The sequence below is a fragment of the Pseudobutyrivibrio sp. C4 genome (assembly GCF_900111635.1).
Taxonomy (GTDB): Bacteria; Bacillota; Clostridia; order Lachnospirales; family Lachnospiraceae; genus Pseudobutyrivibrio; species Pseudobutyrivibrio ruminis.
Genome location: NZ_FOHF01000002.1, coordinates 172,832 through 185,463, shown reverse-complemented (window position 1 = coordinate 185,463; position 12,632 = coordinate 172,832). Strand labels below are relative to the sequence as shown.

11 protein-coding genes and 13 tRNA genes are annotated in these 12,632 nt (G+C 41.7%); all 24 read right to left on the bottom strand.

The window, feature by feature from the left end; all coding sequences use genetic code 11:
* Positions 1-91 precede the first annotated feature (91 nt).
* A tRNA-Arg gene (locus BMY66_RS04655) sits at positions 92-165 on the bottom strand.
* 17 nt (positions 166-182) lie between these two features.
* Positions 183-255, bottom strand: a tRNA-Phe gene (locus BMY66_RS04650).
* A gap of 6 nt (positions 256-261) precedes the next feature.
* A tRNA-Met gene (locus tag BMY66_RS04645) sits at positions 262-335 on the bottom strand.
* Between the two features lie 12 nt (positions 336-347).
* Positions 348-421 (bottom strand) — tRNA-Met (locus tag BMY66_RS04640).
* A 10-nt stretch (positions 422-431) separates the two neighbouring features.
* Positions 432-513 (bottom strand) — tRNA-Tyr (locus BMY66_RS04635).
* An 11-nt stretch (positions 514-524) separates the two neighbouring features.
* Positions 525-597: transfer RNA gene (locus tag BMY66_RS04630), tRNA-Lys, on the bottom strand.
* A gap of 31 nt (positions 598-628) precedes the next feature.
* A tRNA-His gene (locus BMY66_RS04625) sits at positions 629-702 on the bottom strand.
* A gap of 13 nt (positions 703-715) precedes the next feature.
* Positions 716-789, bottom strand: a tRNA-Arg gene (locus BMY66_RS04620).
* Positions 790-815: 26 nt separating this feature from the next.
* Positions 816-886, bottom strand: a tRNA-Gly gene (locus tag BMY66_RS04615).
* 14 nt (positions 887-900) lie between these two features.
* Positions 901-975: transfer RNA gene (locus BMY66_RS04610), tRNA-Pro, on the bottom strand.
* A gap of 15 nt (positions 976-990) precedes the next feature.
* A tRNA-Leu gene (locus tag BMY66_RS04605) sits at positions 991-1,074 on the bottom strand.
* A gap of 24 nt (positions 1,075-1,098) precedes the next feature.
* A tRNA-Val gene (locus tag BMY66_RS04600) sits at positions 1,099-1,171 on the bottom strand.
* 30 nt (positions 1,172-1,201) lie between these two features.
* Positions 1,202-1,276, bottom strand: a tRNA-Pro gene (locus tag BMY66_RS04595).
* Positions 1,277-1,577: 301 nt separating this feature from the next.
* Positions 1,578-2,009: a flavodoxin gene (locus tag BMY66_RS04590; RefSeq protein WP_090394291.1), complete on the bottom strand. Its 432-nt coding sequence runs from the start codon at positions 2,007-2,009 to the stop codon at positions 1,578-1,580.
* Positions 2,010-2,044: 35 nt separating this feature from the next.
* Positions 2,045-2,659 carry a DUF3793 family protein gene (locus BMY66_RS04585; RefSeq protein ID WP_090394290.1) on the bottom strand — a complete coding sequence of 205 codons (615 nt, stop codon included), beginning with the start codon at positions 2,657-2,659 and terminating at the stop codon, positions 2,045-2,047.
* A 193-nt stretch (positions 2,660-2,852) separates the two neighbouring features.
* Complete coding sequence (locus BMY66_RS04580; RefSeq protein WP_074788695.1) at positions 2,853-3,209, bottom strand: ArsR/SmtB family transcription factor; 357 nt, start codon at positions 3,207-3,209, stop codon at positions 2,853-2,855.
* Positions 3,210-3,220: 11 nt separating this feature from the next.
* Complete coding sequence (locus tag BMY66_RS04575) at positions 3,221-5,092, bottom strand: heavy metal translocating P-type ATPase (protein WP_090394289.1); 1,872 nt, start codon at positions 5,090-5,092, stop codon at positions 3,221-3,223.
* A gap of 9 nt (positions 5,093-5,101) precedes the next feature.
* Complete coding sequence (locus BMY66_RS04570) at positions 5,102-5,320, bottom strand: cation transporter (RefSeq protein WP_044937188.1); 219 nt, start codon at positions 5,318-5,320, stop codon at positions 5,102-5,104.
* Between the two features lie 118 nt (positions 5,321-5,438).
* A complete protein-coding gene (locus BMY66_RS04565) occupies positions 5,439-6,140 on the bottom strand; it encodes a GDSL-type esterase/lipase family protein (protein WP_090394288.1) in 702 nt (233 codons plus the stop codon).
* A gap of 124 nt (positions 6,141-6,264) precedes the next feature.
* Positions 6,265-7,446, bottom strand: coding sequence for an ABC transporter permease subunit (locus BMY66_RS04560; RefSeq protein ID WP_278335582.1), 1,182 nt, complete (start codon positions 7,444-7,446; stop codon positions 6,265-6,267).
* An 18-nt stretch (positions 7,447-7,464) separates the two neighbouring features.
* The gene (gene mmsB / locus BMY66_RS04555) at positions 7,465-8,634 is read right to left on the bottom strand and encodes a multiple monosaccharide ABC transporter permease (RefSeq protein ID WP_090394287.1); all 1,170 of its coding nucleotides are present in this window, start codon (positions 8,632-8,634) and stop codon (positions 7,465-7,467) included.
* A 14-nt stretch (positions 8,635-8,648) separates the two neighbouring features.
* A complete protein-coding gene (gene mmsA / locus BMY66_RS04550) occupies positions 8,649-10,154 on the bottom strand; it encodes a multiple monosaccharide ABC transporter ATP-binding protein (RefSeq protein ID WP_442960174.1) in 1,506 nt (501 codons plus the stop codon).
* Positions 10,155-10,274: 120 nt separating this feature from the next.
* Positions 10,275-11,405, bottom strand: coding sequence for a multiple monosaccharide ABC transporter substrate-binding protein (gene chvE / locus BMY66_RS04545; protein ID WP_044937179.1), 1,131 nt, complete (start codon positions 11,403-11,405; stop codon positions 10,275-10,277).
* Positions 11,406-11,576: 171 nt separating this feature from the next.
* The gene (locus BMY66_RS04540; protein WP_090394285.1) at positions 11,577-12,626 is read right to left on the bottom strand and encodes a sugar ABC transporter substrate-binding protein; all 1,050 of its coding nucleotides are present in this window, start codon (positions 12,624-12,626) and stop codon (positions 11,577-11,579) included.
* Positions 12,627-12,632 lie beyond the last annotated feature (6 nt).

Here is a 12,632-nt window from a genome sequence, read left to right as displayed (position 1 = left end):
ACAGCATGGTTTCTATCCTCAGTAAATAATTATGAATAATGTTTCAAATAAAAAAGCACTGAACCAAAGTGATTCAGTGCTTACTATTTAGCGTGCGTGAGAAGATTCGAACTCCCGACACCTTGGTCCGTAGCCAAGTGCTCTATCCAGCTGAGCTACACACACATAGTAATATATTTAAGTGCCCAGAGTCGGAATCGAACCAACGACACGAGGATTTTCAGTCCTCTGCTCTACCAACTGAGCTATCTGGGCACAGAGTTGCGGGAGGTGGATTTGAACCACCGACCTCCGGGTTATGAGCCCGGCGAGCTTCCAGACTGCTCCATCCCGCGATAATAATAAAGTAGCGAGAGGGGGATTCGAACCCTCGACACCGCGGGTATGAACCGCGTGCTCTAGCCAACTGAGCTATCTCGCCAAATTAAAAATGGGTGGTGGTGGATTCGAACCACCGAAGCAATTAGCAGCAGATTTACAGTCTGTCCCCTTTGGCCACTCGGGAAACCACCCATATAGAAAAATGCGCGACCAGGGGTTCGAACCCTGGACACCCTGATTAAGAGTCAGGTGCTCTGCCAACTGAGCTAGTCGCGCAAGTTACAAAATAAAATATTTAGTTGTAAAGGGTGGGTAGAGGGGTTCGAACCCTCGACCTTCGGAACCACAATCCGACGCGCTAACCAGCTGTGCCACACCCACCATATTAAAAACATGTGCCAGAAGGGATTCGAACCCCCGACCCACGGCTTAGAAGGCCGTTGCTCTATCCAGCTGAGCTACTGACACATAATCAGCTGTAATTGGATTAAAAAAGCGGGTGATGGGAATCGAACCCACGTATTCAGCTTGGAAGGCTGATGTTCTACCATTGAACCACACCCGCACATATTCATTAAATCGGGGTGACAGGATTCGAACCTGCGACCCCCTGGTCCCAAACCAGGTGCTCTAGCCAAACTGAGCCACACCCCGTTAGTTAAAAGTTAATGCCGTAGACCGGAATCGAACCGGTACGATGTCGCCACCACGGGATTTTAAGTCCCGCGCGTCTGCCAGTTCCGCCACTACGGCATGTTATCAATAAAGATAACAAAGTGGGACCTACAGGGCTCGAACCTGTGACCCCCTGCTTGTAAGGCAGATGCTCTCCCAGCTGAGCTAAGATCCCACAATATCAGTAATATATCAGAAGTTCTTTCCGGGGTGACAGGATTCGAACCTGCGACCCCCTGGTCCCAAACCAGGTGCTCTAGCCAAACTGAGCCACACCCCGAAATAATTCGTTCTGCGTTTGTTGCATATCTCTCTCGCGAACAATAGAGAGTATATATGAGAATCAAGGCTTTGTCAACAACTTTTTCAAAATTAAATTGTTAGATTTTATCACGAAATATCAGATATTCCGACAACTTTTATCTGTGGCATAAGCCATCGATATTTGCCTCCATCAAAGGCTAATCCAGAATAATTTACCTCCAGGCACTGGCATACCTGGAGGCTGTAAAAGGAGTCTAATAACTTCCCCAAGAAACCCGGTTAGAAACTCAGGGAAAGGAAATAAGCTAAATATTAAATTAAACTGCTGCTAAAGCTTTACCAAGCTCCTGGCATGCAGCTTCTGCTGCTCCGTCTGGAGCGTCCTGGCAAATAACGCCTTCGCCGTTTACTACTGTTGCGCCTGCTGATGTCATGCGATCAACCCAGTCGCGCATCCACTGACCATCTCCCCAGCCATATGAGCCGAAAAGACCGATTGTCTTACCTGAAACAAAGCCCTCTAAATCTGTAACAAATGGCTCCATCTCGCCTTCCTCAAGAACCTCAGCGCCCATAGCTGGACATCCAAGTGCAAATGCCTTTGCATTCTTGAGCTCATCTATAGAAGCATCACCAACGTATACTACGTTAGCCTCGCCGCCTGCTGCTGTAACACCAGCACCTACAGCGTTTGCCATACTCTCTGTATTACCAGACTGTGACCAAAATACAACATTAACCTTACTCATGACTTTAATCTCCTTTAAAATAAGATATTTTGACGTTAAACTGCCAAGGATACGACAGGCTTTGCATACGTATTTACGATATCTTTTAATGAATATCCTTTAAATACCATGCGAACCATATCATCTTTTACAATGTCAAATTTTTCAAATAACTTCTGTGCCTCAGTCGCATTTTTGTAAACCTTCCAATACCCCGACAGCACAAATCCGTCTCCTCCGTTTTGAATGAAGCCTACTACATCACAAAGCGGATATCCGAGGAACACTCCCATCTCATGAGGGAAATTATCCCTTTTATGAACATAAGAATCATATCGATTCTGGAAATTTCGAAGTGAATACCCAAAGGCATCTGTACGATATCCATAAGAGGAAAGAAATTCCTTTACCTCTGGCTTTGCAAGGTAGCTTATGAGCTTATCCCTATTAAAAACCAAAAAGATAACTCGATGTCTATCGTACACGAGGCGATACCCCAACAAGCCTGAATGCCTAAGAACAAATCTAACCTTATCTTCCTGATCTTTCGGAACTATAAGAAGATTTGAAGTTTTAAGGCCAGCTAATGTGGGAGCACACTGCAATACAACTTGCAACTCTACACATCGCCTGTCCATGGCACATATCATTTCAAATACTTCTTCGCACATAATGTTAGCTTCCTGTTCATATTTTAGTTAGCCGTTGCTAACTGTGGTTATCTTATACTAATAGAAGTTCGAAGTCAATACTTTTTTCACATTTTTTTCTTATTGATAAATTGTTTCGTTACAGCCTAAAAATTCAATAAAAAAGCTTCCTGTTCCTCAATCAAAGAACAGGAAGCCAACAACATTCTATATATTATTCTAAGATGTGATTTAAGCCTTGTGCCATAATGGTAACCACATGCTCGTCTGCCAAACTATAATAAATTTGCTTGCCTTCGCGACGGCTCTTTACAAGCTTATTTGTACGAAGAATCTGCAGCTGATGTGATACAGCTGATTGTGTCATACCAAGAGCTTCTGAAATGTCGCATACGCAAAGCTCTGCCTCGAATAAAGCAATCAGGATTCGTACCCTGGTACTATCACCAAAAACCTTGAAAAGCTCTGCCAAATCGTATAAGACATCCTCATCAGGCAAATCGTTAAGTACATTTGCTACCAATTCTTTATGTACACACTGCTCTTCACAGCATTCTGCATGTTTAACCATTGTCAAACCTCCTAAATGTTCTTCACACGTAATGCGCGGATTGCGTTGAGAACTGCAATAACCATAACTCCAACGTCTGCAAAAATAGCATACCACATATTTGCAATACCAATCGCACCAAGTATCAAACATAATACCTTAATTCCGATGGCAAAGTAAATATTTTCATATACTATACGCATGCACTTTTTTGCAATACCGATGGCTTTTGAAATCTTCATAGGGTCGTCATCCATAAGAACAACATCTGCGGCTTCAATAGCTGCATCGCTACCTAGAGCTCCCATGGCAATACCGATATCAGCTCTTGAAAGAACTGGAGCATCATTTATACCATCGCCAACGAAAATCAACTGTTCATTCTCTGATTTGGATGCTAATAACTCCTCTACCTTCTGGACCTTATCTCCAGGTAAAAGCTCTGAGCAAACACTATCAAGTCCTAAATCCTTTGCAACGATATCTGCTACGCTCTTGCTATCGCCAGTAAGCATAACTGTCTGTCTCACACCAACTCGCTTCATATTTTCGATAGCAGCCTTTGATGTGGCCTTTATCTGATCAGATATAAGGATGTAGCCTTTATACTGACCATCAATTGCGATATAGATAACTGTACCTGGCTCATTTGCCTGGTTGAAAGCTGTACCAACAGAAGCCATAAGCTTCTCATTTCCTGCATTTACAGTCTTTCCAAGAACTGTAGCTCTGATTCCATGTCCAGAGATTTCCTCCACATCAGTAACATCGTTTGTATCGATAGGCTTGCTGTAAGCCTCCTTCAAGCTACGTGAAATAGGATGATTTGAGTATACCTCAGCCATAGCAGCATACATCAAAAGCTTATCCTCAGAAATATCCTTTGGAACAATCTTTGTAACCTTGAAGACACCCTCAGTAAGTGTACCTGTTTTGTCCATAACAGCGATTTTAGCCTTTGAAAGCATATCAAGGTAGTTTGAACCTTTTACAAGGACACCTTCCTTGCTGGCACCACCAATTCCTGCAAAGAATGTAAGCGGAATACTGATAACAAGTGCACATGGGCAACTGATAACAAGGAATGTAAGGGCTCTATAAATCCACTGGCCCCAGTTAGGATTAACACCGATAATAAGTGAAATCACTGGTGGAAGTACTGCAAGTGCTACCGCTGAATAACAAACAGCTGGTGTGTACACTCTGGCAAATCTTGAAATAAAATTCTCTGGCTTTGATTTCTTTGAAGATGCATTCTCCACCAAGTCGAGAATCTTTGATGCTGTAGATTCGCCGAATTCCTTTGTAGTGCGGATAGTGAGAACACCTGACATATTGATACATCCGGAAATAACCTCGTCCCCAGGCTTTGCGCTTCTAGGAACGCTTTCACCTGTAAGGGCTGCAGTATCAAGAGTAGCTGTACCGTCAATAACCACACCATCGATAGGAATCTTTTCACCAGGCTGAACAACGATTTCGCTTCCAATTTCCACTTCGTCAGGATCAACCTGTGTAAGCTGACCATCCACCATTATGTTTGCAAAATCAGGCCTAATGTCCATAAGCTGGGAAATGTTACGTCTGCTCTTTCCTACAGCGTATGATTGGAATAATTCGCCAACCTGGTAGAATAGCATAACCGCTACGCCTTCTGTATATTCCCCAAGTGCCATTGCACCAATAGTGGCAACAGCCATAAGGAAATTCTCATCAAAGACCTGCTTGTTCTTGATTCCCTTAAATGCCTTCTTTAAAATGTCATATCCAATAGTAAAATATGGAATCAAAAACAGCACAAAACGAATCCAACTGCCCTCTTCCAAAGGAAGCAACAACAGGATTGCCATCATCAAAGCCGCTGCAATTATTCTGATTAGTACCTTCTTCTGCTTTTTGTTCATATCAAACTCCTATAAAAAAATCTCGCAATCGTCCTCTACCTTCTTGCAGTTCTTAAGAACTTCTTCCATAACAGCCTTAACATCTGCTCCATCTTCGAACTCAACGTTCATCTTGAGTGCCATAAAATTAACTGTAGCATCAGCAACACCTGCTGTCTCCTTAGCAGCCTGCTCCATCTTGTTTGCACAGTTTGCACAATCTACATCGATTTTGTAAGTTTTCTTCATGATATTTTCCTCCGTCCCCCATTGGGTCTTCTTTAAATTTGAATATATGAATGATTGTTCATATGTTTGATTAAAATATAAACCTGCCGGCATAAAATGTCAACAGGTTTATTGATAATTATTTTAAATTAGAATATACCTCATCAGCTATAAGCTCATATCCCTTAGCATTAAAGTGAATTCCGTCAGTATAAAGCTCATCCTGGCCCTCAGTAAGCTGATACAAATCAATCACTTCCACGCCAGTCTCAGCCGCAACCTTTTCAACGATTCCACCCAATTCATCAGATACAACTGCAGGCTGAATATCATACTCTGCCACATCACTTCCATCCAATGAATAGCAATATGGACTACGCATCAAGTACACTGTAGGCTTAGTATCAAGCTGCTGATATGACTCCACAAGCTCCTTCAGCCCTGCCTCATAGTCTGATGCATTCCAGTTATAAGTCTTTGTATCATTTGTTCCAAGCATAAGCACCACAATATCAGGCTTAGACTTCAGAGACTGCTGATACTCCTCCGACTCCACATAAGGCAAATCCCCAGTTGCAGATGCCGTAGCATTACGCAATCCAAAATTAGAAACCAAATGATCTGTTCCCATCTTTATCTGCAGCTGTGCTGGATACGCATCCGTATCCCTGGTCTTCAGCACTCCACTTCCATAGGTAAGACTATCGCCCACGCAGGAAATCTTAATTCGCTCATCCTTGCCCCCAAAGAATCCCGAATTAAACAGCACAAAAAACACCAGTACAACCGCCGCCAGTAATATAACCATTTTCCTCTGTAAGAATCCTTTTATTATTTCCATACCTAAGATATTAGCACTCTTGGCCGCGATATTCAAAACAAAAGCTCGCGGCCAATGGGAGGTCGCGAGCTTTTAGTTATAATAACATTAAGAGAATATAATGAAGAAAATAAAATCTTATGTATTACTTTGTTGCGCTTTTCTTGTTGTTGAGGATTTCGAAGACTACGGCTCCGAGAAGTACTACGCCCTTAACAACCTTCTGCCAGTTGGCATCGATACCCATGAGGGACATACCAAGGTTGATTACACCGATGAGGGTAGCACCAACAATCATTCCGAATACTGTACCTGATCCACCGTATGCAGATACACCACCTACTACGCAGGCTGAGATGGCATCCATCTCGTAGTTTGTACCAGCTGTAGAGTTTGCAGCCTGGAAACGAGCCATTGTAAGGAATGCAGAAATAACTGTAAGTACAGCCATGTTCAAGTATGCGATAAACATGATTCTCTTTGTATCGATACCTGAAAGTCTTGTTGCCTCTGAGTTACCACCGATTGTGTAGAAGTAACGTCCGATATCTGTCTTTGATGTAATGAAGCTGTAGATAAGTACTATTACTGCTACCCAGATGAGTGAGTATGGTACACCACCTGCAAGTGAGAACTTGTATGCAAAGAGCATGATTACAAAGTCGATAAGTACGCACTTAACGATTACTGCTACAAGGCTGTCTGCAACATAGCCCTTCTTAAGCTTGTTTGCACGTGATCTGAAAAGAAGAACTACTACGATGATTGAAGCGATAAGTCCAATTACAATACTTGTCATGTTGTACTGAACACCACCGATTCTTGGACCACCGAAAAGGTCATTCATCTTGCCTGAGAATAATGCACAAAATTCTGGTGGAAGTGGGCTGATGTTTGATGAACCGTTAAGTAATGCAACGCCCCATCCACGAAGCGCAAGGAAACCTGCAAGTGTAGCAATCCATGGTGGAATATTGATGTAAGCAATTACATATCCAAGTAAGCATCCATAGATGATTCCGATGAGGAGCATTACAAGGATTCCAACTGGAGTTGAAGCACCCATGTTTACCATTACTTTTGCTCCGATGATACCTACTAAACAAACAAATGAACCGCAGGAAAGGTCGATATTACCACCTGTTAACATACACATCAACATACCTGTTGCAAGAACATATACATATGCGTTCTGTGTAATCAATGCGTTGAACTGGCTTGGCATAAGCATTGTGCCGTGAGTTGTAAAGTTAAAGAAGAGAACAACCAGGACCAGAACAATGAGCATTGTGTTTTCTTTTAATATTTTAAAAATCTTGTCTTTCACTTTTTCGCTCCTCCCTTCCTACTTTTTCTCTCTCTTAGACATAACATCAAAGATAACCGCTGCAAGAAGTACTAAACCTTTAACAACCTTCTGATAGTTTGCATCAACACCCATAATCAACATACCCTGGTTGATAACACCCATCAAAAGAGCACCAATGATTGCGCCGAATACTGAACCTGTTCCACCGTATGCAGATGCACCACCGATGAAGCAAGCACCGATTGCATCCATTTCATAGAACTGACCGTATGTAGGCTGTGCAGAAGCTGCACGAGCTACTGTAAGGATACCAGCAAAAGCTGCTAAGAATCCCATGTTTGTATAAGCGAAGAAGTAAACCTTCTTTGTGTTGATACCTGAAAGCTGTGTAGCTTTTTCGTTACCACCTACTGCATATAAGTAACGTCCGATTGTTGTCTTTGTTGTGATGTAGTTGTAAACAAGGACGATAAGGATAATCCATAATAATGATGTAGGAATTCCTTTGTAACCAGCAAGCTTATATGCTAAGAATAAAATTACAAGTGAAAGAATAACAAGCTTTGCGTAGAAGCTAGCTGCGCTTGTTGTAACGTAGCCTTTTCTAGAAGCCGATACTCTGTTTTTAATTGAGATTAATACATAAACTGCAACTGCAATAAGGCCTGCAAGTAAACATGTAATGTTGAGGCTTTCTCCATGGAAGAAATCAGGGATGTAGCAATCAGCACCACCACCAAATACATTAAGGAATGTTGTATTTGAAATAGAAACTGCATAACCATTTAATACTACATTTGATAAACCTCTGAATGCGTACATACCAGCAAGTGTTGCAATGAATGGTGGTACGTTTATGTATGCTACCCAGAACGCCTGCCATGCACCAACTAAAACACCCACAAAGAGCATTACAAGAACTGCAAACCATACGTTCATTCCCTTACTCATCATTACTGCTCCAATACCACCTACGAAGCAGACAACTGAACCAACAGAAAGATCGATGTTACCACCAGTTAAGATACAAAGTAACATACCAGTTGCTAACACAAATACGTATGCGTTCTGTGAAAGCAAGTTGTTTACGTTCTGAGACAGAAGAATTGTTCCGCCTGTTCCAACGTAGAAGATTCCGATAATAATCACCAGGGCGATAACCATGGTGTATTTTTTTAATGTGTCTTTAATATTAACTGAGACCATGTTTTCTCTCCCTTCTATGACTTCAAGATGCAAGACATAATGCTTTCCTGTGAAGCTTCTGCCCCTGCCATTTCGCCAACCATTTTACCTTCGTTCATAACGTATATACGGTCTGACATACCAAGTACTTCTGGAAGCTCTGATGAAATCATTATTACTGATTTTCCTGCTGCAACCAAATCATTGATGATGCAGTAGATTTCGTACTTAGCACCAACGTCAATACCACGTGTAGGCTCATCAAGAATAAGTACATCTGGATCTGCAAACATCCACTTAGCAAGAAGAACCTTCTGCTGGTTACCACCCGAAAGGTTTCCAACGTTCTGCTCAACTGTAGGACATTTTGTCTTGAGCTTATCTCTGTACTCCTCTGCTACCTGATATTCTTTATCCTGATCGATAACGCGCTTAGAACAAAGTGATGAAAGGTTTGCAAGAGTTGTGTTAATCTTGATTGGATTTGTAAGTACAAGTCCGTTGCCCTTTCTATCTTCTGTTACGTATGCAATCTTGTGCTTGATTGCATCTTTGATATTCTTTAAATGAACTTCTTCACCGTTTAAGAAAAGCTGACCTGAAATGTTAGTTCCATAAGCCTTTCCGAAGATACTCATTGCAAGCTCTGTACGTCCAGCACCCATAAGACCTGCGATACCAACTACTTCGCCTTTACGTATATTCATTGATACTCCATCAACAACCTTACGCTCCGAAAACTGTGGATGGTAAACTGTCCAATCCTTAACCTCCATAGCGATGTCACCGATTTCTACACCGTGGCGCTTAGGGAAACGGTCTGTCATTTCACGACCAACCATGCCTTTAATGATTCTATCTTCTGAAATATCATCTACACTCTTATCAAGAGTTTCGATTGTGGAACCATCACGGATAACAGTAATCTTATCTGCTACATAAGAAACTTCGTTTAGCTTATGAGAAATGATGATAGATGTCATTCCTTCCTGCTTGAATTTAAGAAGTAAATCAAGAAGTGCTCTCGAATCTGTTTCATTAAGTGATGATGTTGGCTCATCAAGGATGAGGAGCTTAGCATTCTTTGCTAATGCCTTTGCAATTTCAACAAGCTGCTGTTTACCAACACCTATATCTTTGATTAAAGTACGGCTGCTTTCTGATAAACCAACCATCTTTAAATATTTGTCTGCTTCTGCGTATGTTTTGTCCCAATCAATAGCTGCCTTGCTTCCCTGTTCATTTCCAAGGAACATGTTCTCACCTATAGACATATAAGGGATTAACGCCAATTCCTGATGAATGATAACGATTCCTTTTTCCTCAGAATCCTTGATTTTCTGGAACTGACAAACTTCACCATTGTATACGATGTCTCCAGTGTAAGATCCAAATGGATAAATACCACTTAAAACGTTCATAAGAGTAGATTTACCAGCTCCATTCTCTCCTACAAGAGCATGAATTTCGCCTTCCTCTACCTTTAAGTTTACGTTATCAAGGGCTTTTACTCCTGGGAACTCTTTGGTGATTGATTTCATCTCAAGTATTGTTTTTCCCACTTAAGTCTCCCTCCTTAAAATAACTTTTATTTTCTTAAAAACATTCTCTTCTCTAAAATAGGGCAGGTTTCCCTGCCCTAAAAAGCATTTCTTTTTTAATTACTGTAACTGGTCCTCAGTATAATATCCTGAGTCGATAAGTAACTCTTTGTAGTTGTCCTTATCAGCGAATACTGGCTCGCAAAGGTATGAAGGAATAACTCCTGTACCATTGTCATATGTCTCAGTATCGTTAACATCAACTGTCTCACCGCTGAGGATCTGACCTACCATCTTAACAACCTGTGAAGCAAGTGTACGTGTATCCTTGAATACTGACATAGACTGCTTTCCAGCGATCATGTTCTTTGTGTTCTCAATATCGCAATCCTGACCTGTGATGATTGGATATTCACCCTTGTAGTTTGCTGCAAGTGCGTTCTCAACACCAAGTGCTGTAGAATCGTTAGAGCAGAGGCAAACATCAAGGTCTTCGTTAGCGTAGTTAGAAGAAAGAATTGTCTCCATACGTGACTGAGCTGTTTCTGTAGCCCATGCTGGAGTAGCAACTTCTGCGAAATCTACCTGACCAGATTTAACAACAAGTGTACCAGCCTCGATGTATGGCTTAAGAAGATCCATAGCACCATCATAGAAGAAACCAGCATTGTTATCACCTGGGTCACCAGCTGTGATTTCCATTGTGAATGTCTCTGATGTGTTCTCAAGATCAAGCTGATCAATGATGTACTGACCCTGAACCTGACCTACCTTGTAGTTATCGAATGTTGCATAGTATGAAACTGCATCTGAGTTCATAATCAAACGGTCATATGCGATAACTGGGATGTTGTTCTCAGCTGCCATATCCATAGCTTCACCAAGTGATGAACCTTCGATAGCTGCAACTACAAGAACGTTACATCCTGAGTTGATCATGTTTTCAATCTGTGAAACCTGAGTCTGAACATCGTTTGAAGCGTACTGAAGGTCTACTTCGTAGCCAGCTGCTTCAAGCTCTGACTGCATGTTAGCACCATCCTGATTCCATCTCTGGAGATCCTTTGTAGGCATTGCAACACCAACCTTTGTTCCTGTTGCTGCTGTAGAACCACCATCATCTGTTGTCTCTGTAGCTGTATCCCCACCAGCTGCACCTGTGTCTGTTGTCTCTGTGCTAGTTCCGCAACCTACAAACATTGAAGCTGCAAGAGCACCTGTCAAAAGTACACTTAATAACTTTCTCTTCATTCTTTGAAAACCTCCCTTTCATTTAGGTTTGTTTGTTACTATAGATACGATATCATGAAGATGTCTGAAAATGGTTGTCACTTTCTTCACATTTTTGTCTAACTTTATTCACACAATGAAAAATGACTAGCACATTTTTGTGCTAGTCATTTTTTGTCATGCAAAAATTTGCTATTCATTTTCACCGGATTTCTCAGAAACATTCATATAAACGTCCTCTTTAGAATGGAATCCGCTATCTATAATCACTTCATCGATATTGTCTCTGGTCACTGCCACTGGCTCCGTAGCCACATAAGGGATGTCGTACTGCCCGTCACTTATTGTGGAATCCACATCAATATCCTCTCCACTGGCAAGCTGCACAGAAAGTTGCGCTGCCTGTTCTGCCAATTTACTTACAGGCTTGAACACCGTCATCAGCTGTGTTCCCTCAACAATGTGCTGACACGCAGGTAAATCTGCATCCTGTCCAACCACCGGCTTTTCACCTGCCAGCTGGCATACAGCCAAAGCTCTGATTACAGATGTAGCCACATCATCATTGCCACACATTATGGCATCCGCCTGCTTGATAGTGTCCAAATTGTCATAAACATAGGCGCCACCTAACTCAGCCTTCCAGCCCTCGCAATAGTATGTGTCCAGAATTTCGATATTGTTCTCATTCATGACTGAATAGAATCCGTCGTTTACCATAGGCACATTGCCATCAGTAAGTGGCCCGCAAATCATTACCACGCTTTTTGCACCAGAATCTGCCAAGGATTCTCCAAGCATTTGGCCTACCATGTTGTTGTCGAATGATATGTAAAGGTCTGTGTCTGCATTTGGGATAATTCTATCGTAAGAAACCACAGCAATATCTTTTTCTTTAGCGGTTTTGATTACGTCTGTTAGGGCTTCACCATCTACTGGAATTATTACTAGACAATCCACGCCCTTATCTATCAGATATGTAATCTGCTCGATTTGTTTATCCACATCACCGTTTGCATTTTGAACATTAACCGTCGCCCCTAAAGATGATGCTGTATCCACAAACACATCTCTATCCTTCTCCCAGCGCTCGATTACAAATGAATCAAAACATAAACCAATTTCAATACCATCTTCTTTATTAGAAGAAGTATTTGCGCTATCTGCAGAACTACTAGCGCATCCTGAAAGCATCGCAAGGGATAGTGTCATCACCACTATCTTTTTCAAATATCCTTTCATTATTAT

Coding starts and splice junctions, on each gene's coding strand:
- BMY66_RS04590 (WP_090394291.1), bottom strand. CDS start 2,009: ATGAGTAAGGTTAATGTTGTATTTTGGTCACAGTCTGGTAATACAGAG.
- BMY66_RS04585 (WP_090394290.1), bottom strand. CDS start 2,659: ATGTGCGAAGAAGTATTTGAAATGATATGTGCCATGGACAGGCGATGT.
- BMY66_RS04580 (WP_074788695.1), bottom strand. CDS start 3,209: ATGGTTAAACATGCAGAATGCTGTGAAGAGCAGTGTGTACATAAAGAA.
- BMY66_RS04575 (WP_090394289.1), bottom strand. CDS start 5,092: ATGAACAAAAAGCAGAAGAAGGTACTAATCAGAATAATTGCAGCGGCT.
- BMY66_RS04570 (WP_044937188.1), bottom strand. CDS start 5,320: ATGAAGAAAACTTACAAAATCGATGTAGATTGTGCAAACTGTGCAAAC.
- BMY66_RS04565 (WP_090394288.1), bottom strand. CDS start 6,140: ATGGAAATAATAAAAGGATTCTTACAGAGGAAAATGGTTATATTACTG.
- mmsB (WP_090394287.1), bottom strand. CDS start 8,634: ATGGTCTCAGTTAATATTAAAGACACATTAAAAAAATACACCATGGTT.
- mmsA (WP_442960174.1), bottom strand. CDS start 10,154: ATGAAATCAATCACCAAAGAGTTCCCAGGAGTAAAAGCCCTTGATAAC.
- chvE (WP_044937179.1), bottom strand. CDS start 11,405: ATGAAGAGAAAGTTATTAAGTGTACTTTTGACAGGTGCTCTTGCAGCT.
- BMY66_RS04540 (WP_090394285.1), bottom strand. CDS start 12,626: ATGAAAGGATATTTGAAAAAGATAGTGGTGATGACACTATCCCTTGCG.